We start from the raw sequence: 17,681 nt of genomic DNA, 5'->3' as shown, positions 1-17,681 counted from the left end.
CCCACGTTTCCGGTTCAATAGGCGTCGAAGAGCAACAGATCATCTAGCCGGAGTGTCACCCACCTCCTGCGCCGGATCTGTCGCACGGGTCCTGAGCCCTGACACTCCGATCACGGTCGTCCCCACGAACGCGTAGGTGACGGGGAACGGGAGCCGGGAGTGCAGCCGGCTGTAGGCCCGCTGACGGGAGGCGTACACGAACCCGGCCATGGTGATGACGCCGAGCGCCGGGGTGACGTAGCCCGCGATCGCCGCCGGTCCGAGGAACATGACCAGCCAGCAGGCGGTGACCGCGAGCCACATCCCCAGGTAGAGGTACGCACCCCGGCGGCTGGACCTCCGTACGGCGTCCCGCGCGCGGTCCACCTCACGAAGGGCGGCCTCCGCTGACAGGTTGTCATGGTCCGGCATGTTTCCTCCTGGTCACGTAGTTGAGTAGCAGAAGAGTGCTCAACTGCCGTTCAAGTAGCCAGGGGTGAACGGGGGGCCCGGGAAAGGGCCGGCCGATCCGCCGGCGGCCCGGTGGGTGTCGTGCAGACGAGCGAACGCCGCTTTGTTGCGCGCTATCTGATCCATGACATGCCGCTCCTGTTCGGGCCGGTGGGAAACGGTTCGCCGGAGTCACCTGGCCGCGGTTGCTCGACCGGCGTCGCGGGCCACGGTCAGGGCTTGAGCGTGCAGGTCGGCGGCGAGGTCGCGGAGGTGTTCCATGCCTGGGCTGGTGGCGGCGAGGGTGAGCTCGCGTTCGATGACGGTGAGGTCGGCCCGCCACACGTCGGCGAGGACGCGCTTGAGGTACGGGGTGGAGTGGTCCCAGCCCTCGCGCGGGGTGCCGGGGGCGTAGCCGCCCCCTCGCACGGTGGCCAGGACGGTCGGCTTGCCCTTGAGCACCGGGCTGCCCAAGGGCGCCCCGGCGATGACCAGATCGACCCAGGTTTTGAAGTGCTGGGAGACTCCGAAGTTGTACAGCGGCACGGCCAGCAGGACCGTCTCGGCGGCCTCCAGCTCCGCGACGAGCGACTCGGAGAGCGTGAGAGCGTCGCGTTGGGCGGGCGAGCGGTCGGGCTCGGGCGTCAATGCGCCGGTGTGGGCCTGCGCCCAGGCGTCGGCCGGCAGTGGATCGGTGCCCAGGTGCCGGCGCACCACCGGCCCGTCCGGGTGGGCGGCGATCCATTCGGCTTCCACGATGTCGGCGAGTTCGGCGCTGGCCGAGGTGCCGGGAAGGATGCTGGCGTCAAGCCGGAACAGGCTCAAAGTGGCTCCCTAGGGTGATGCCGTGATGACACGACGTAGTCGAACGAGCGCCGAATGTGCTTGCTCGCATTCGGCGGCGGGTCTTGGTGCGCCCTTCCGTAGTGGCCAGGACGTCCGCACCGGACTCATGAAGTTCGACAACACAACCCCCGGAAATGTCAGGCTGCGGCACCGGCCTCACATTTCGGCACGCTGTCTTGTCGAGCAGGATGAAGGCAGACACGAACCAGGGAGCCGTGACGATGACCAGCCAAAACAAGCCGGACGTTGTCGGTTCAGGCGGAGGGCGGCCCGATCCGGGCTTGGACGCGGTCATGAGTGAGCGGCGTCAGCTGATCAACCTCGCCTACCGGCTGCTGGGCTCCCTGGCCGAGGCCGAGGACGCCGTCCAGGAGACCTACACCCGCTGGTACGCCATGTCCCGGCAGCGGCAGGACGCCATCGAGTCCCCCGGCGCCTGGCTGACGACCGTCACCAGCCGCATCTGCCTCAACCTGCTCGGCTCGGCACGAGTCCGGCGCGAGACCTACGTGGGCGAATGGCTCCCCGAGCCGCTACCCGAACCCACAGACAGCGGCACGGCCGCCGATCCGGCCGACCGGATCACCCTGGACGAGTCGGTCAACCTGGCCTTCCTGGTCGTCCTCGAATCGATGACCCCGGCCGAACGCGTCGCGTTCATCCTGCACGACGTCTTCCGCTACTCCTTCGCCGAAGTCGCCGAGATCGTCGGCCGCACCCCCGCGGCATGCCGCCAACTGGCCTCCTCGGCCCGCCGCCGCATCCGCGCCGCCCAGCCCTCCGCGGCCCCGGCGACCCGGCAGTCCAGCATCATCAGGGACTTCAAGCAAGCGTGGGAGGCCAAGAACATCAACGCCCTGATCGGCCTGCTCGACCCCGACGCCGTGGCGATCGGCGACGGCGGGGGCCTCGCCACCACCTTCCTGGACCCCATCGAAGGCGGCGAACAGATCGCGCACGCCTGGATCGAAATCGCCCGCCGCAGACCCGGCAACATGACGTTCCTTGAACGCACTGTCAACGGCCGTCCCGGTGTGGTGGCCGAGCAGGACGGCGTCATCGTGACGGTGTTCGCGTTCGAGGTCGCAGGCGAGAGGATCAAGCGCATCTGGGTCGTGCGCAACCCCGAGAAGCTCCGTCACTGGACGACGGGCTGAGGCATGTCTCCTCACCATCGTGTCACCCGAAGGCCAGGGCATGACCGTCCCCGAACTGCACCAGGCCATGAGTTCCCATCTCAGGGCAGAGGACGACCTGGAAACCGAGGCGCAGGTCATAGGAACTGTTCGGGGTTCGGATCATGCGGTCGAGGTGAGGAGCTCCGGCCACGTGATCGAACCTCGAAGGTAGAGTCCCGCCTCATGGCTTTCCGGAGCCTTGCCGCAGCGGGTAGCCAGACCGCGCCAGGTCTTGACCTTCTGGAAGCAGCGTTCGACGGTGTTGCGCTCCTTTTCCTCGATCAACGCCCACTCGGCATCCGTCGCGTCAAAGCGCGCCACGTCCGGGCTCTACCACACCGTAAGCGAATCGAGCCTTAGCCAAAGGGGTCCGTATCAACCCAGGTCAGAAGCTACTTCGTTGGAAATTTCTTCATTGCTACCGAGATCCCCACCAGCGAAGCCAGCAAGTGCTGGTCGTCTTGTGTTTTCCCGCGGGCCCGGTCCACCTCGCCAACCGACGGAGTGAACACCTCCGCCAGCTCGCGCGCCCACACCGCACGCGTGAACCTGGGGTACGCCGTCCGATCGATCGACGCCACCCGAACCCCCGGAAACCATCACCAACGGTACGGACACAGAGATTCCAGCGATCAGCGATCACACCCGCTGCCCGTTTCTGCCGTACTCCGGTGGCACCCCTTGGAGACCGTTCCGCCGGGAGCTCCGACGGCGGCCGATCCGGTTCCGCCGGGGCCGGGCACGCGAAGGGCGGGCCGGATCGTCCCGGCCCGCCCTGCGCGGCGGTGAGGGGGGTCAGCCGGCGGGCTTGACCGCCCAGATGACCCGGTTGTACAGCTCCACCGGCGGGGTGGGGACGATCGTGACCTGCTCGAAGCCGGCCTCGACCAGGTGGTCCCGCCAGAACTCCGGCGTGGTGAGGATCTCCCCGTCCTCGCGCATGAAGCGAGGGAGCAGGTCCACCTGCAGCAGCATGCGCTCGAAGCAGGCGTTGAGGAGGTAGTGCCGCGCCTTGGCGGTCAGCAGGTCCAGGATGTCGAGCGCGCGCTCCCGGTCACCGGGCTCTCCCATGACCCGGCAGAACTGGTCGGCGTTGATGAAGCGCCCGCCGGGACGCAGGACGCGGAAGATCTCGGCGGCGGAGGCCGCGTAGGTGTCCAGCTCCAGGTGGTGCAGGGCGAAGCTGCTGATCACGACGTCGAAGCTGTTGTCGGGGAACTGGGAGAGGTCCTGCACCACGCCGTCGGTGAACGTCACGTCCGGGTCGGCGGCGAACTTCTCCAGCGCGGCCGCCACCATCGTCGGGGCGGGGTCGAGACCGACGATCCGGGCCCCGGGCAGCGCCTCACGGCACAGCGAGGTCAGCCGGCCCGTGCCCGATCCCACGTCCAGCAGGTCCGTGGCGCCGGGGGGCAGCAGCTCGACCGCGGTGGCCAGCAGTGCCACGTTGGAGGCGTCGGTGTTCAGCACCTTGTCGTAGTCGATCGCGACGTCGTTCCAGTGCGTCTTCGAGGTCTCGGACGTGATGGTCATCAGGCTCCACACTTTCCTTTGAGGGGGACGGGAGTGGTCTGCGGAGACGCGGTGGCCTGCGGCGCGGGGTCCACGGGGGCGTCCCAGATGGACAGGTACCGCTCGCCGCTGTCGGGAAGGATCGTGACGATCGTTGCGCCGGCCCACCGCTCCCGGCCCGCCAGGACCCGGGCGGCGTGGACGGCGGCGCCCGAGGAGATCCCCGCGAACAGGCCGGAGTGGCGGGCGAGGTCGCGGGCCGTGCCGATCGCGTCCCCGTCGGTCACGGTGACCACCTCGTCGATGCAGGTGACGTCGGTGACCGGGTTGACGAACCCGCCGCCGATGCCGGGGATGCGGTGCGGGCCCCGCTCGCCGCCGGACAGGACCGGCGAGCCCGCCGGCTCGACGGCGACGACGTGGACGTCGCCCCGCTCCTTGAGGTAGCGGGCGACGCCGGTCAGCGTGCCGCCGGTCCCCACCGCGCAGACGAACACGTCCACCGAGCCGCCGCAGGCGTTCCAGATCTCCGGCCCGGTCGTCTCGTAGTGGGCCGCCACGTTCGCCGGGTTCCTCTCCTGGCCGACCAGGAACGAGCCGGGGATGGACCGGTGGAGCTGCACGCCCCGCTCGATCGCGGCGAGCAGGCCCTCCTGGTACGGGGACAGCACGATCTCCGCGCCGAACGCCCGCAGGATGGCGCGCCGCTCCTCGGTGGCGTTGTCCGGCAGGACGATGACGCACCGGTGGCCGCGCGAGGCGCAGAGCGCGGCGAGCGAGATGCCGGTGTTGCCGGACGACGCCTCGATCACCGTCCCCCCGCTGGGGGGAAGGGCGCCGGAGCGCTCGGCCTCCAGGATCATCCGCAGCGCGGCCCGGTCCTTGACGCTCGACAGGGGGTTGAGCATCTCCAGCTTCGCCAGCAGCCGGACGTCCGGTGGGCAGTCGGGAAGGGCGAGCCGCAGCAGCGGGGTGTCGCCCACCAGCTCCTCCAGGGACGACACCACTGCGTGGCCCGTCGCCACGGGTGGCTGCAAGCTGACGGTCATGGTTTCTCCTTGCGCGTCGGAAGGATGGGCGGCCGGTCATGGGCGCGGGCGACGGGCGGGGCGGAACCCGGCGGCCCGGCCCGCGTCCGTGACAGGTCCATGACGCGTCCATGGCGGGCCCGCCGCGGGCGGAGGCGGCGAGGGGGGGACGGCCGGGGCCGGTCCTCGGCACAGCGGACCCCTCCTGCCTCGCGGGGACCTGCACGATCAGCTTGTCGCCCGACCGGCCGCGGCACATCTTCCGGGTTGCGGTGCTTTCCGCGGGCGGCCGCCGTACCTGGTCCGGCCGCGCACGGGCGGGGCCGGCGCCTCCCCGGCCGGCGCCTCCCCGGCTGGCGCCTTTCCGGCCGGTGCGACGGGGGCCGGAACCTCCCGACCGGCGCGGTGGGGGCCGTCGCCTTCCGGGGCGGTGCGATAGGGGTCGGCCGCGCGCGGCGGGGCGGGACGCCGGATCGTCGTCCGGCGCCGGCCCCGGCCGTCCGGGGGAGGGGCGATCACCGCAATTCCAAAGGTGCCCCGCCGTCCGGGCTGCTGCCAGGCTTGCCGCAGAGCCGGATCCGCCGACACGACCGTCGCGTCGGCGGCGTGGAACCTCGGTTCCGGCGACCGCGGGCGGGACCCCTACCGGACTCCTCGACCACCCGTAACACGGATCCGGCTGCTCGGGCGAGAAGGCCGCCGGCGTCGACGGACGTCGCCGCCGCCGACGCCGCGACACCGGGTGAGAGCCCCGTGCCGCGGGATCGGGCAGCCGGCGCCACGACGGAGTGGACGGGGAGGAGTGCTAACGCGGATGTGCCGCATATACGGATATTTCAACACAACGGCCTCGCCGCACGAGCTGAGGACCGCCGAGGCGCTGCAACGCCACGGCGGACCCGACGGCACCGGACTCGCGCGGGGCCCCGGTTACGCGCTGGGAAGCACCCGGCTCGCCATCATGGACCCCGGCGCCGGGCGGCAGCCGTACGTCTCGCCCGACGGCGCGGTCAAGGTCGTCTTCAACGGCGAGATCTACAACCACGACGCGCTGCGCGAGGACCTGCGCGGGCGGGGCTTCACCTTCCCCGACCACTGCGACGGGTCCATCCTCCCGGCCCTCTACCGGGTGTACGGCGACGCCTTCGCCGAACGCCTCGACGGGATGTACGCGATCGCGGTCCTCGACCTGCGCGGCGCCCCCCGCCTGGTGCTCGCCACCGACGACGCGGGCATGAAGCCGCTGTACTACCGGTGGGACCCGGCCGGGCGCACCCTGCACTTCTCCTCGGAGATCCCGTCCCTCCTCGCGTTCGAGGGGGTCTCCACCGCGGCCTGGGAGCCGGGCCTCGACGCCTATCTCGCGACCAAGACCCCGTTCGGCGAGCAGACCATGTTCGCCGACATCAGGGTGTTCCCCCCGGGCGTCACCGCGATCTGCGACGGGACCGCGGGGCTGCGCCTGCGCGCCCGGGAGCGGGCGGCGACGCCGCGGCCGGAGACCGATCCGGCCGATCTCACGGTGGTGGGCGACGAGCTGCGGGAGAGGCTCCGCCGGGAGGTGGACCGGTTGCTGACCGCCGACGTGCCGGTCGCCACCATCACCTCCGGCGGGCTCGACTCCAGCCTGGTCACCGCCTTCGCCGCGCGGCGGCCGGGGACCCTGCACACCTTCAACATCGCCTACCGGGGGCGCTGGCCCGCCGACGAGCGGCACTACGCGCGCCAGGTGGCCGAGCGGGCCGGAGCCCACTACCACCAGGTGGAGATCGACCCCGCGACGTTCCCCGACATGCTGGCCGACGTCGTGTGGCACCTGGGCCAGCCGAACGCCGACCCGATCACGCTCAGCACCTACGCCCTGTTCGGCGCGGTGCGGGACGCCGGGTTCAAGGTCGCGCTCAGCGGGGACGCCGCCGACGAGGTGTTCGGCGGCTACGAGCGGATGCGGGCCGCCGCGGCCGCCGCCGAGGCGGGCGCGCCCTGGCGCCGGGCCTACCTCGACAGCCTCGGGGTCCTGCCCGCCGACCGGCGCGCCGGCCTGTACACCCGCGACTACGCGGCGCTGCTCCGCGAGGGGCCGCCCGCCGTCCCCGCGGAGGCGACGGAACTGCTGGACCGCGGCGGCACCGTGCTGCGGAGGATCACCGAGTTCGAGCTGCGTCACCGCCTCCCCGCCTACCACCTGCGCCGGGTGGACCACATGAGCATGGCGCGGTCGGTCGAGGTCCGCCTGCCGTACTGCCAGCGCGGCGTCGTCGACCTGGGCCGGGCGCTGCCGGACGGGCTGCGGATCGGCGGTGGGCAGGTCAAACGCGCGCTGTACGCCGCCGCCCGCGGCCTGCTGCCGGAGAGCGTGACGAACCGCGCGAAGCAGCCCTTCACCCTGCCGGTCACCGCGATGCTCGCGCCGGGATGGCCGCTGTGGGAGTACGCCAGGGACATGCTGGCCGACGACCGGCTGCGCCCCGCCGGACGGCTCGACCCCACCGCGGTGCGGGACCTGTTCACCCGGCAGGCGACGCGGCCGGACGACACCACGGCGCTGACGATCTGGGCGCTGCTCGTCTACGAGGTGTGGCTCGACCAGTTCCGCCTGGGAACGCGCCGGCCGGTGGAGGAGACGGAGATGGCGGCATGATCGGCCACCTCGCCTACGCCGTGGGAAGCCCGTGTCCCACGCTGGTGCTCGACGCGAGGCACCTGCCCAGGCAGCGGGAGCCGCTGCTCGCCGCGCTCACCGAGGCCCGCCGCTGGCTGGCCGCCGCGGGCGGGGAGCACGTGCTCAAGATCGCGCTGATCGAGCCCTCCGCGCATCCGCTGTTCGACCTCGACTACCGGTTCGTCCAGGCGCTGCCGGGCGACCCGGCCGGGTTCGACCTGCGGGGCTCGTGCGGGCACTCGGTGCTGTGCGCGATCACGGCGGCGGCGGAGACCGGCGTGCTGCCCAGGCTCGGGCCGGGCATGCGGGTGCGGGTGAACGTCCTCAACAACGGCGACTGCCTGGCCTGCGAGGTCGAGGAGGTGAGCCGGGGGACGACCGGGTTCACCATGCACTTCCTGCACGCGCCGCCCAAACCCGTCTCCCGGTTGCTGCTGACCGGCCGGCCCACGACGGCCCTGGACGTGGACGGCGAGCGGGTCGAGGTCTCCCTGGTGTCCGCGGGCAACCCGTACGTCTTCGTGTCCGCCTCCGGCGCGCGGATCTCCGGCGCCGAGGAGCTGTTCGGCGACGACCCGGCCCTGTTCGACCGCCTGGTGCGGATCCGCGGCGCGGCTGCGGCCCACCTGGGCTGGCCGGCCGAGGGCGTGTTCCCGAAGGTGGCGGTCACCGTCCCGGCCGGGGGCGGGCGGATCGCGGCCCGCGCGGTGTCGGTGCCGACCTGGCATCCCACGCTGGCGCTGACCGGCGCGGCCTGCCTGGGGGCGGCGATCGGGATCCCCGGCACCGTCCCGTGGCTGGCCGCGAGGGAGGCCCGGTACGACGGCGGCGCGATCCACGTCGACACGCCCGGCGGAAGCGTCGAGGTCCTGGCGGCCGTGCACGTGCGCGACCGGGAACGCGAGATCGCCTGGATCACCGTCGGCAACCGGCGGGTCGTCCTCCACGGCTCGTTCCTCATCGAGTCGCTTGCCCATTTCCAGTTCAAGGAGACTGTCGAATGTCTGTCGGTGTCAGCGTGATCGAACCGGGCCCGGTGCTGGAGACGCTTCTCCACTCCGCGGCCCGGACCGCCGTCAGCGGATGGCCGGACGAGCAGGCGCTGGCCGAACTCCGCCGCTCGGGCCTGCTCGCCACCGCGGTGCCCGCGGAGTACGGGGGCGCCGGCGGGGACGCGGCCACGGTCAACTCGGTGGTCGAGCGGGTCGCCCGGGTGAACCCGTCGGTGGCGATCATCCTGTTCCAGCACTTCGCCGTCACCATGCGCGTCGTCGAGTGGGGCACCGCCGAGCAGAAGGCCGCGCTGCTGCCGGCGTTCGCGTCCGGCGAGTGCCTGGCCGCCTCGGCGTGGAGCGAGCGGGGCGCCGGCGCCGCCAAGAAGAACATCGCCACGACGGGCTCCCGGACGCCCGACGGCCGCTGGCGGCTCAACGGCGCCAAGTCGTTCACCACCGGGGCCGGGGTGGCGGACATCTACCTCGTGCTCGCGACGACCTCCGCCGCGCACGACGACCGCGAGCCCCGGAACGGCCAGAACGGCGGGAACGGCCAGAACGGCGGGAACGGCGGGAACGGCGACAGCCTGTACGGCTCCGCGGGCCAGTCCTTCTTCCTGGTGCGGGGCGACAACCCCGGCCTGGGCGTCGACCGGTCGCTCGACCTGGCCGGCATGCGGGGGTCGGCGACCGGTTTCGTCACCCTGCACGACTGCGAGGTCCCCGACGAGGACCGGCTGGGCCCGCTGGGGCAGGCCCCGGCCATCATCGCCGCCGTCCGCGAGACCGGCGCGACCCTCGGAGCGGTGTCGGTGGGAATCGCGCAGGCGGCGCTGGACGTCGCGATCGACCACGCCCGCCGGCCCGGCCCGCTCGGGACGCAGGCGGCCAGGCAGCGGCTCGCCGAGCTCAGCGCCCAGGTGGAGGCCGCGCGCGCGATTGTCGACAGCGCGGGGCGGAGGCTGTCGGCCACGCCCGGCACGGTCACGCTGCAGAGCAAGATCTTCGCCTCGGCCACGGCCGAGCAGGTCTGCCTGGAGATCGCCCGCATGCTCGGATCCACCGCGTACGTGGTGGGCCACCAGCTCAACCGCCTGATCGCGGACGCCCGCGCGGTGGCGCTGATGGGGCCGACCAACGACCTGTGCCGGGAGCTGATGGCGGCGTCATGGACGAACTGAGGACACGCCCCGACCTGGTGGTGACCGGCGGCCGCGTCGTCACCCCCGCCGGGGTGCGCCCGGCGACCGTCACCGTGACCGGCGGCCGGATCACCGCCGTGCTCGACGGCGACGGAGGCGGTGACGGAGACGGTGACGCAGGCGGCGACGGCGGCCTGCCGCCGGACGTCCCCCGGGTGCGGGCGGACGGCTGCTACGTCCTGCCGGGGCTGATCGACTCACACGTGCACTTCCGCACGCCCGGACTCGAACACAAGGAGGACTGGGCCCACGGGAGCCGCGCCGCCGTCGCGGGCGGCGTGACCACCGTCATCGACATGCCGAACACGGTGCCGCCGACCCTCGACCCGGAGACGCTCGTCTCCAAGGCCGGGCTGGTCGCCGGGACGTCGCTGGTCGACTACCGGTTCCACCTGGGGGCCGACCCCCGCCGGCCCGCGCTGCTCGCCCGCCTCGACCCCGCGATCTCGACGACCGCCAAGGTCTTCATGGCGGGCCACCACACCGCGCCGACCGTGGTCAGGGACCCGGCCGCGCTGGAGAAGATCTTCGCGGCCGCCGCGATCGGCGGTGTGCGGCTGCTCCTGCACGCCGAGGACGAGTCCATCTTCACCCTGCTCGACCGGTGGCAGGGGGAACCGCGCTCCTACCTCGACTACGAGCGGCGGCGGCCGCGCAGCGGCGGCATCTCCGCGGTGGCGCGCGTCCTGGAGCTGGTCCGCCGGTACGGCACCGAGGCCCACATCCTGCACCTGTCCAGCGCCGAGGAGGCCGACCTGGTCACCGCGGCGCGGGCCGCCGGGCTGCCGGTCACGTTCGAGGTGACCGGCCACCACCTGTCGTTCACCGACGCCGACACGCGCCGGCTGGGCGCCAGGATCCGGCTGTCACCGGCCATCCGCACCCAGGCGGACCAGGACAGGCTGTGGGAGGCGCTGCGGGCCGGCGAGGTCGCCTGTCTCGGCAGCGACCACGCCCCGCACACCGTCGAGGAGAAGACCCGGCCGGTCCCGGACGCCCCACCCGGGTTGCCCGGCGTGCAGGAGCTCGCCGTGGCCGTGTGGACCGGCATGCGGCGGCGCTGGCCGGAGGAGGACCCCGATCTGGCCGTCACGCGTCTGGTCGAGCACCTCTCCGCCAGGCCGGCCGAGATGTTCAGGCTGCCGGGCAAGGGCCGGGTGGAGCCGGGCGCCGACGCGGACCTGGTGGTCTTCGACCCCGCCACGCCCTGGATGCTCTCCGCGCACGACGTGCGGTCCAGGTGCGGCTGGTCGGCGTACGAGGGATGGACGATGACCGGCCGGGTGCTCACCACGATCAGGGGCGGGCAGGTGGCCTGGGACGCCGAACGGGGGACTTTCGGCCGCCCCGAGGGACGCTGGCTGTCCGGCGCCGCCGCGCAGGACCCACCGCGGGCGGAGGCCGCGGCGCAGGACCGGCCGCGTACGGAGATCACCGTGCAGGACCCGTCACGTACGGAGGTTGCGGCGCGGGGTCCGCGACGCGCGGAGACCGCGGCGCAGGACCCGTCATGTGCGGAGGCCGCGGTGCGGGACCCGTCCCGCGAGGCGGGGGAGCGGGAGGTGACCTCCGCGTGATGCTGAAGGGGATACACCCGAACATCAAGCTCCGCATCGGCATCGGGTTCGTCCAGCGCCTGCTGGACATGATGCTCATCCCGCTGATGATCATCCACTTCTCCGGCCTGTACGGCGCGGCCACGGCCGGCCTGATGACCGTGGTGGCCGCCGGCGTCGCGATCGCGTGCACCTTCCTCGGCGGCTACCTGTCCGACGTGCGCGGGCGCCGCCGTACGATGCTCGTCAGCGAGGTGGGCTGCTTCGTCGCGGCCGTGTGCCTGGCGCTCGCCAACTCCCCGTGGTGGCAGTCCGGCATCGCCACCTACGTCTTCTACCTGGTCAACACGGCCCTGATCAGCGTGGTCCGGCCGGCCAGCGACGCCATGATCATCGACGTGTCCACCCCGGAGACGCGGCCCAGGATCTACGCGGTCAACTACTGGGCGACGAACGTGGCGTTCGTCGTGGGCTCCCTGCTCGCCGGCTTCCTCTACGGCGGGCACTTCTTCCTCATCCTGGCCGCGGCGGCCGTGCTCTCCGGCGGGGTCGCCGTGGTCACCTGGCGGTGGATCTCCGAGACCAGGCCGGCCACCGGGACCACTGCCGGGACCACCGCGGAGACGGCCACCGGGCCCACCGGCGGAACCACCGGAGGGAACACCGCCGGGACCGCGGGCGGGCCGGGGACCGGGCGGGCCGGATGGCTGCTGCCGCTGCTGCGGGGCTACGCCGCCGTCCTGCGCGACCGTGTCTTCGCCCGGTTCTTCCTCTCGATCCTCCTGTTCACCTGCATCCAGGTGCAGCTCGCCAACTACATCGGGGTACGGCTCAGCCAGGAGTTCCCGCCGCAGCGGCTCTTCGACGTCGGCCCGTGGGCGCTGGACGTCGACGGGGTCAACATGTTCGGCATCCTGCGGGCCATCAGCACCTTCGTCGTCGTCTGCCTCGCGCTGTCCGCGACGACGATCTTCAGGCGGCTCACCGACGGGCAGCGGATCGGCGGGGGCACCATCGTCGTCACCGCCGGATACATGGTGCTGGCGGTGAGCAACGACCCCGGGGTGCTGATCACCGCGACGGTGGTGTTCGCGCTGGGGGAGATCATGACCTCCCCGACGCGTCAGGCGCTGCTGGCCGACGTGGTCCACCCCGACGCGCGGAGCATGTACATGGCCGTCTACCAGTTGCAGTTCCGGCTCGCCGCGGTGGCCGGCTCGCTGTGCGTGACGCTCGGAACCTTCGTCCCCCCGGCCGCGATGAGCGCCCTGTACGGGGTCTTCGGCGCCGCGTCGTGCCTGCTGATCCTGTCGGTGCTGCGGGCACGGGCCGCGGTCGCGCGGGCGGAGGGCGGCCAGGGGGAGACGGCACCGGACGCGACCGGCGACCGGGCGGAGGCCGTACCGCGGGCGGACGGCGACCGGGCCGAGGCCGCGCCGCGCACCGACGGCGACCGGGCCGAGGCCGCGCCGCGCACCGACGGCGACCGGACGGCGGCCGCGCCGCACGCGGCCGGTGACGCGGGGGAACCGCACACCCGACACGCGACATCAGGGAGCAGGCGATGACCCAGGACAGGACGCTGCTGTTCATCGGCGCCACCACACGCGCACTCCGGACGGCCAAGGAGTTCGGCCTGGACGTCGTCCTCCTCCAGCACAGGAGCAAGTTCGAGGCCGAACAGGCCGCGCTCGCCGACGTGACGTTCGTCGCCGACTACACCGACTGGTCCGCGGTGCGGCCCCTGGCGCAGGCCGCGCGCGAACGCTGGGGGATCACGGCCGCGCTGGCCCTGACCGACCCGGCGCTGGACGCCCTGGGCCGGGTCAACGACCTGTTCGGCCTCGGCGGCACCGGCCACGAGGTCTGCCGGCGGTTCCGGGACAAGTACGAGATGCGCCGGCACCTGGCGGCCCGCGGCGCGCCGACGATCGGCGCCGAGCCGCTGGGGAGCCGGGACGACCTGACCTCCTTCGGCGACCGGTACGGCTACCCGTTCATCGTCAAGCCCACCGACGCGGCGGCCGGCATCGGCGTCTTCCGCGTCGACGGCCCGGCCGACGCCGACGCGGCGTGGCGGCGGGTGCTCGGCCTGCGGGAGACCGGGGTGAACCGCGGCTGCGGACACCTGTTCCCGCTCACCGGCTTCCTCATGGAGGAGTACGTCGACGGCCCCGAGTTCAGCGTCGAGGCGTTCAGCTTCTCCGGCCGCCACGTCGTGGTCGCCGTCACCGAGAAGCTCACCTCCGGCGCCCACTTCGCGGAGCTGGGCCACACGGTCCCGGCCCGGATCACCTCCGCCCGGGAGGAGCTGGTCGCGGCGGCCGCGACCGGCTTCCTCGACGCGATGGGGCTCGCCGACGGGCCCAGCCACACCGAGATCCGGATCGGGCCGCGCGGCCCGGTCGTCATCGAGTCGCACAACCGGATCGGCGGCGACCGGATCACCGACCTGGTGGAGGCGGTGTACGGGATCGACCTGGTCGCCTACGCGATCGGCCACCCCTTCGGGCTGGTGGAGGAGCTGACCGAGCGGCCCCGGCCCCGAGGCGGCGCGGCCGTGCGGTTCCTGGACGCCGGGCCGGGCCGGGTGGCGGCGATCGACGGCCTGGCGGAACTGCGCTCCCGCCCCGACGTCATCGCCGCCGACGTGTTCGCGAAGGTCGGGGACGTCGTCGGGCCGGTGCTCGACAACAACGACCGCCTCGGCCTGGTCGCCGCGACCGGCCCCGACGGCGACGCCGCGGTCAAGCTGTGCGAGGAACTGCTGGAGAACACCCTGAACGTGCAGGTGGTGAACCCATGACCATTGTCATCCTGGACCGGGCCGTCGGCCCGCTCCCGCCGTACGCGGACTGGCTGCGCGACAGCGGCCGCCGGCTCGTCCTGCTGACCGGGCGCCCCCCGGAGGAGGTCCCCGGCGGCGACTACGACCTGGTGAGATGCCTCCCCGGCTACGCGACGTCCACCGAGGTGGACAGGTACGTGCTCGACCTCGCCGAACGCACCGCCGTGTCGGCGCTCGTGGCGACCTCCACCGAGGACCTGGTCAGGGCCGGCGCCCTGCGGGAGTGCCTGGGCGTCGCCGGGCAGGGCAGGGACGACGCCCTGGCGTTCGCCGACCCCGTGACGACCCGGCGGCTCCTGGCCGGGGCGGGCGTCCCCGCCGTCGAACGCGGAGCCGTGCAGCGGATCTCCGACCTCTACTGGCACGCCCACCGCTGGGGATACCCGGTGCGGGTCCGGGAGCGCAAGAAGGCCGGATGGCCCACGGTCGCGGTCCTGCGCGACGAGGCTGACGTGCGCGCCTACACCCGCGGCGGCCTGGCCCCCGACCTGGTGTCCGTGCCCGCCCTGATGGCCGAGCCGTGGACGGCCGGCGAGCGCCGTCGCGTCGTCGCCGGTGGCACGGCGTCGCGCCGCCCGGAACCCCCCGGCCTGTCGTCCGCCGTGGACGCCGCGCTGGCGGCGCTGCCGGCGACGGACGGCTGCCCGTACCTCGTCGAGGCGGTCCGCGCCGACGACGGGCGGTGGCTGGTCGACACCGTCACCCCGGACGTCGACGGCGACGACCGCCGCGCGGCGGTCCGGGTCCAGGCAGGGCTCGTCCCCGACAACCTGGAGATGATCCGATGAGCGTCCTGATCCTGCACCACCGCGGCACCCTCGCCGCCCACGCCTACGACAGGTGGCTCGCCGACTACGAGGGGGACGTCCTGCTCCTGGCGTCCAAGGAGCACCTCGGCTGGGTCGGCGAGGAACTGCCCACCGGGGAGACCGGCTACAGCCACATGGAGGCGCTGGACGACTACGAGGTCGGCGGCGTGCTGGAGGCCCGCGTCCTCGACCTCGCCAGGCGGTACGGCGTGAGCCGCCTCTTCACCTGCCAGGAGCACGACCTGGAGCGGGCCGCCCAGCTCCGCGAGATCCTCGGCCTGCCCGGCCAGACGTTCTCCAGCGCGCTGCCGTTCCGCAACAAGCTCCTGATGAAGGAGACTGTCCAGGCCGCGGGCATCGAGGTCGCGGCGCACCGCGGCGTCGAGTGCGCCGGCGACCTCGTCTCCTTCGCGCGGGAACACGGCTTCCCCGTGGTCGTCAAACCCCGCGACGGGGCGGGCTCCATCGGCGTCACGGTGCTCCGGTCGCGCGAGGAGCTCGACGCGTTCGTCGCCGACAGGCTCGACGTCTACGGGCCGCTCCAGTCGAACCTGATGGTGGAGGCGTTCGTGCCCGGCGCGATGTGCCACGTCGACGGGCTCGTCGTGGACGGCAGGGTCGCCCTCGCCTGGCCGTCGCAGTATCTGTTCACCCTGGCGTCCTTCAAGGAGCTGCGCGGCGGCAGGCACGACGTCACGCTGGACCGCGACGACCCGCTGGCGCGGCGGCTGCTCGACTTCACCGACCGGGTGCTGGACGCCCTGCCCTGCCCGCGCGACTTCACCTTCCACGCGGAGGTGTTCCACACCCCCGACGACCGGCTCGTCCTGTGCGAGATCGCCTGCCGGACCGGGGGAGCCCAGACGCGCGGCGTCATCAAGACCATCTTCGGCGCCGAGCTGAACGAGTGCTGGGTGCGCGCGGAGGCCGGCCTGCCGCTGCCGATCGACATCGGCCCCGAACGGCCCGAGCCGGTCAAGATGACCGGGCAGCTGCTCCTGTCGCGCCGGCCGGGCAAGGTCGTCGACCTCCCGGGAGAACCGCCGTTCCCCTGGGTCGAGGAGTACAAGATCTCCGTCGAGCGCGGGGAGGTCATGCGGGTCTCCCGCTACTCCGCCGACGTCATGTGCTGCTTCCTCGTCTCCGGGCCGGACCGGGCGACCTGCCAGAGCCGGCTCCAGGAGCTGGAGGACTGGTTCCTGGACGGGCTCGTCCTGGAGGAACTGGAGGAGCCGCCCGAGGACGAGGCCCCCGCCGCCCCCGGGGACGAGGCCCCCGCCGTCCCGGAGGATGAGGCCCCCGCCGTCCCCGAGGCGAGCCGGAGCCGGTCGTGACGGGCCCGGCCGTGACGGGCCCGAGCGTGGTGGTGGCCGGCGGCGGCATCGGCGGGCTCGCCCTGGCCGTCGCCCTGCGCGGCGCCGGGATCGGGGTGACGGTCGTCGAGCGTACGGCGCGCATCGCCGAGGCCGGTTCCGGCATGGTCCTCTACCCCAACGCGATCACCGCCCTGGACGCCATCAGCCCCCGCCTGGGCCGGGCCGTACGCGCGGCCGGGCACGAGGCCGTCCCCGGCGACACCAGGCCGACGCTGGCCTCCGACGGCACGACGCTGGCGGTCGACGCGATCGGGGAGCTCACCCGCCGCTTCGGCGCCCCGCAGGTGACCCTGCTGCGCTCGGCGCTGCAGCACGCGCTGCTCGGCGAGGCCTTGGCCGTCGGCGTCGACCTCCGTACGGGCGTCCGCGTCGACGGTCACGCCGACCGCGGTGAGCACGTCGACGTGGTCCTGTCCGACGGCTCCGTCCTGACCGCGGACGTCCTCGTCGGCGCGGACGGCGTCCGCTCCGGCATCCGCCGGCGCCTGTTCGGCGACAGCCCGCTCCTCTACCGCGGCTACACCTCGGTGCGTGGCCGGACGAGAAGGTCGGGCGCCCACCCCAACGGGTTCATCGCCAGCGGCGACGGCGTCGACCTGTTCGCCGGGCCGATCGGCGGCGGGCACCTGTACTGGGCGGCCAAGATCGTCGCACCGCCCGAGGTGTGGCCCGCGATGGGCCCGGCGGCGGCGATGCCGGCCCTCCTCGACCTGCTCGCCGGATGGCACGACTCCATCGTGGAGATCATCCGCGACGTCGACGCCGACGGGATCGTGGTGACCGACATCGTGGACCGCGACCCCATCCCGCGGTGGACCTCGGGCAGGGTGACCCTGCTCGGCGACGCCGCCCACCCGATGACCCCCGGGGTCGGGCAGGGGGCCGGCATGGCGCTGGAGGACGCGGCGGTCCTCGCCCACCACCTGCGGTCGTGTTCCGACGCGCCGGCCGCGCTGGAGGCGTACTCGGCGGCGCGCGCGTCCCGCGCGGCGGACGTGGTGCTGCGGTCGCGGCGCACGGGACGCGTGGACAGGGAGTCGGGCGCCGGCGAGGAGTCGGGCGCGCCCCGGGACTTCAGCACCCAGGACGAAGGACCCATGACACTGTTCGGGTGGCGGCCCCCGGGCCGCGTGGAGCCCGTCCCGGTGTGACGCGTGTGACGCCGGTGACATGTGCGCCATGCGTGGTCCGCGTGGCGCACAACTCACATGTGCCGCAGATGTCACACACATCGAACGCG

The 17,681-nt window shown here is 73.0% G+C and carries 16 protein-coding genes; 10 read left to right on the top strand and 6 right to left on the bottom strand.

Annotated elements, in window-relative coordinates:
• Positions 1–39: 39 nt before the first annotated feature.
• Both IEZ10_RS27860 and IEZ10_RS27855 read right to left on the bottom strand, forming a co-directional pair.
• Positions 40–411 carry a hypothetical protein gene (locus tag IEZ10_RS27860; protein ID WP_189249471.1) on the bottom strand — a complete coding sequence of 124 codons (372 nt, stop codon included), beginning with the start codon at positions 409–411 and terminating at the stop codon, positions 40–42.
• A gap of 210 nt (positions 412–621) precedes the next feature.
• Complete coding sequence (locus tag IEZ10_RS27855; protein WP_189249470.1) at positions 622–1,254, bottom strand: FMN-dependent NADH-azoreductase; 633 nt, start codon at positions 1,252–1,254, stop codon at positions 622–624.
• 314 nt (positions 1,255–1,568) lie between these two features.
• On the opposite strand from IEZ10_RS27855, the gene sigJ reads away from it, so the two are divergent.
• Complete coding sequence (gene sigJ / locus IEZ10_RS27850; RefSeq protein WP_229811714.1) at positions 1,569–2,432, top strand: RNA polymerase sigma factor SigJ; 864 nt, start codon at positions 1,569–1,571, stop codon at positions 2,430–2,432.
• Positions 2,433–2,454: 22 nt separating this feature from the next.
• Here the strand turns inward: sigJ and IEZ10_RS40080 are convergent, their stop codons facing one another.
• From IEZ10_RS40080 to IEZ10_RS27835, 4 genes are all read right to left on the bottom strand, one after another.
• Complete coding sequence (locus IEZ10_RS40080) at positions 2,455–2,577, bottom strand: hypothetical protein (protein WP_268246379.1); 123 nt, start codon at positions 2,575–2,577, stop codon at positions 2,455–2,457.
• Entirely contained in the window at positions 2,574–2,774 is a 201-nt protein-coding gene (locus IEZ10_RS27845; RefSeq protein ID WP_189249468.1) for a hypothetical protein, read from the bottom strand. The genes IEZ10_RS40080 and IEZ10_RS27845 overlap by 4 nt, the downstream gene beginning before the upstream one ends.
• Positions 2,775–3,248: 474 nt before the next feature.
• Complete coding sequence (locus tag IEZ10_RS27840; protein WP_189249467.1) at positions 3,249–3,986, bottom strand: class I SAM-dependent methyltransferase; 738 nt, start codon at positions 3,984–3,986, stop codon at positions 3,249–3,251.
• Positions 3,986–5,014 carry a PLP-dependent cysteine synthase family protein gene (locus IEZ10_RS27835; RefSeq protein ID WP_189249466.1) on the bottom strand — a complete coding sequence of 343 codons (1,029 nt, stop codon included), beginning with the start codon at positions 5,012–5,014 and terminating at the stop codon, positions 3,986–3,988. Before IEZ10_RS27835 ends, IEZ10_RS27840 begins: the two co-directional genes overlap by 1 nt.
• Before the next feature lie 793 nt (positions 5,015–5,807).
• On the opposite strand from IEZ10_RS27835, the gene asnB reads away from it, so the two are divergent.
• The 9 genes from asnB to IEZ10_RS27790 are packed head-to-tail and all read left to right on the top strand — an operon-like array spanning position 5,808 to position 17,592.
• Entirely contained in the window at positions 5,808–7,634 is a 1,827-nt protein-coding gene (gene asnB, locus IEZ10_RS27830) for an asparagine synthase (glutamine-hydrolyzing) (RefSeq protein ID WP_189249465.1), read from the top strand.
• Positions 7,631–8,677, top strand: coding sequence for a PrpF domain-containing protein (locus tag IEZ10_RS27825; protein WP_189249464.1), 1,047 nt, complete (start codon positions 7,631–7,633; stop codon positions 8,675–8,677). Before asnB ends, IEZ10_RS27825 begins: the two co-directional genes overlap by 4 nt.
• On the top strand, positions 8,656–9,831 hold the full coding sequence (locus IEZ10_RS27820) for an acyl-CoA dehydrogenase family protein (RefSeq protein WP_189249463.1): 1,176 nt from the start codon (positions 8,656–8,658) through the stop codon (positions 9,829–9,831). Before IEZ10_RS27825 ends, IEZ10_RS27820 begins: the two co-directional genes overlap by 22 nt.
• Positions 9,819–11,429, top strand: coding sequence for a dihydroorotase (locus tag IEZ10_RS27815; RefSeq protein ID WP_229811713.1), 1,611 nt, complete (start codon positions 9,819–9,821; stop codon positions 11,427–11,429). The genes IEZ10_RS27820 and IEZ10_RS27815 overlap by 13 nt, the downstream gene beginning before the upstream one ends.
• Positions 11,429–12,976, top strand: a complete 1,548-nt coding sequence (locus IEZ10_RS27810; protein ID WP_229811712.1) for an MDR family MFS transporter — start codon at positions 11,429–11,431, stop codon at positions 12,974–12,976. Before IEZ10_RS27815 ends, IEZ10_RS27810 begins: the two co-directional genes overlap by 1 nt.
• Positions 12,973–14,214 carry an ATP-grasp domain-containing protein gene (locus IEZ10_RS27805; protein WP_189249461.1) on the top strand — a complete coding sequence of 414 codons (1,242 nt, stop codon included), beginning with the start codon at positions 12,973–12,975 and terminating at the stop codon, positions 14,212–14,214. The genes IEZ10_RS27810 and IEZ10_RS27805 overlap by 4 nt, the downstream gene beginning before the upstream one ends.
• Positions 14,211–15,044 carry an ATP-grasp domain-containing protein gene (locus tag IEZ10_RS27800; RefSeq protein WP_189249460.1) on the top strand — a complete coding sequence of 278 codons (834 nt, stop codon included), beginning with the start codon at positions 14,211–14,213 and terminating at the stop codon, positions 15,042–15,044. Before IEZ10_RS27805 ends, IEZ10_RS27800 begins: the two co-directional genes overlap by 4 nt.
• Complete coding sequence (locus tag IEZ10_RS27795) at positions 15,041–16,399, top strand: ATP-grasp domain-containing protein (RefSeq protein WP_189249459.1); 1,359 nt, start codon at positions 15,041–15,043, stop codon at positions 16,397–16,399. The genes IEZ10_RS27800 and IEZ10_RS27795 overlap by 4 nt, the downstream gene beginning before the upstream one ends.
• On the top strand, positions 16,396–17,592 hold the full coding sequence (locus IEZ10_RS27790) for an FAD-dependent monooxygenase (RefSeq protein WP_189249458.1): 1,197 nt from the start codon (positions 16,396–16,398) through the stop codon (positions 17,590–17,592). Before IEZ10_RS27795 ends, IEZ10_RS27790 begins: the two co-directional genes overlap by 4 nt.
• Positions 17,593–17,681 lie beyond the last annotated feature (89 nt).

Source organism: Streptosporangium pseudovulgare (assembly GCF_014648055.1).
Taxonomy (GTDB): Bacteria; Actinomycetota; Actinomycetes; order Streptosporangiales; family Streptosporangiaceae; genus Streptosporangium; species Streptosporangium pseudovulgare.
Note: the sequence above shows the minus strand (reverse complement) of the source record. Positions and strands in the feature narration are given on the sequence as shown.

Coding starts and splice junctions, on each gene's coding strand:
- IEZ10_RS27860 (WP_189249471.1), bottom strand. CDS start 411: ATGCCGGACCATGACAACCTGTCAGCGGAGGCCGCCCTTCGTGAGGTG.
- sigJ (WP_229811714.1), top strand. CDS start 1,569: ATGAGTGAGCGGCGTCAGCTGATCAACCTCGCCTACCGGCTGCTGGGC.
- IEZ10_RS40080 (WP_268246379.1), bottom strand. CDS start 2,577: ATGATCCGAACCCCGAACAGTTCCTATGACCTGCGCCTCGGTTTCCAG.
- IEZ10_RS27840 (WP_189249467.1), bottom strand. CDS start 3,986: ATGACCATCACGTCCGAGACCTCGAAGACGCACTGGAACGACGTCGCG.
- IEZ10_RS27835 (WP_189249466.1), bottom strand. CDS start 5,014: ATGACCGTCAGCTTGCAGCCACCCGTGGCGACGGGCCACGCAGTGGTG.
- asnB (WP_189249465.1), top strand. CDS start 5,808: ATGTGCCGCATATACGGATATTTCAACACAACGGCCTCGCCGCACGAG.
- IEZ10_RS27825 (WP_189249464.1), top strand. CDS start 7,631: ATGATCGGCCACCTCGCCTACGCCGTGGGAAGCCCGTGTCCCACGCTG.
- IEZ10_RS27820 (WP_189249463.1), top strand. CDS start 8,656: ATGTCTGTCGGTGTCAGCGTGATCGAACCGGGCCCGGTGCTGGAGACG.
- IEZ10_RS27815 (WP_229811713.1), top strand. CDS start 9,819: ATGGACGAACTGAGGACACGCCCCGACCTGGTGGTGACCGGCGGCCGC.
- IEZ10_RS27810 (WP_229811712.1), top strand. CDS start 11,429: ATGCTGAAGGGGATACACCCGAACATCAAGCTCCGCATCGGCATCGGG.
- IEZ10_RS27805 (WP_189249461.1), top strand. CDS start 12,973: ATGACCCAGGACAGGACGCTGCTGTTCATCGGCGCCACCACACGCGCA.
- IEZ10_RS27800 (WP_189249460.1), top strand. CDS start 14,211: ATGACCATTGTCATCCTGGACCGGGCCGTCGGCCCGCTCCCGCCGTAC.
- IEZ10_RS27795 (WP_189249459.1), top strand. CDS start 15,041: ATGAGCGTCCTGATCCTGCACCACCGCGGCACCCTCGCCGCCCACGCC.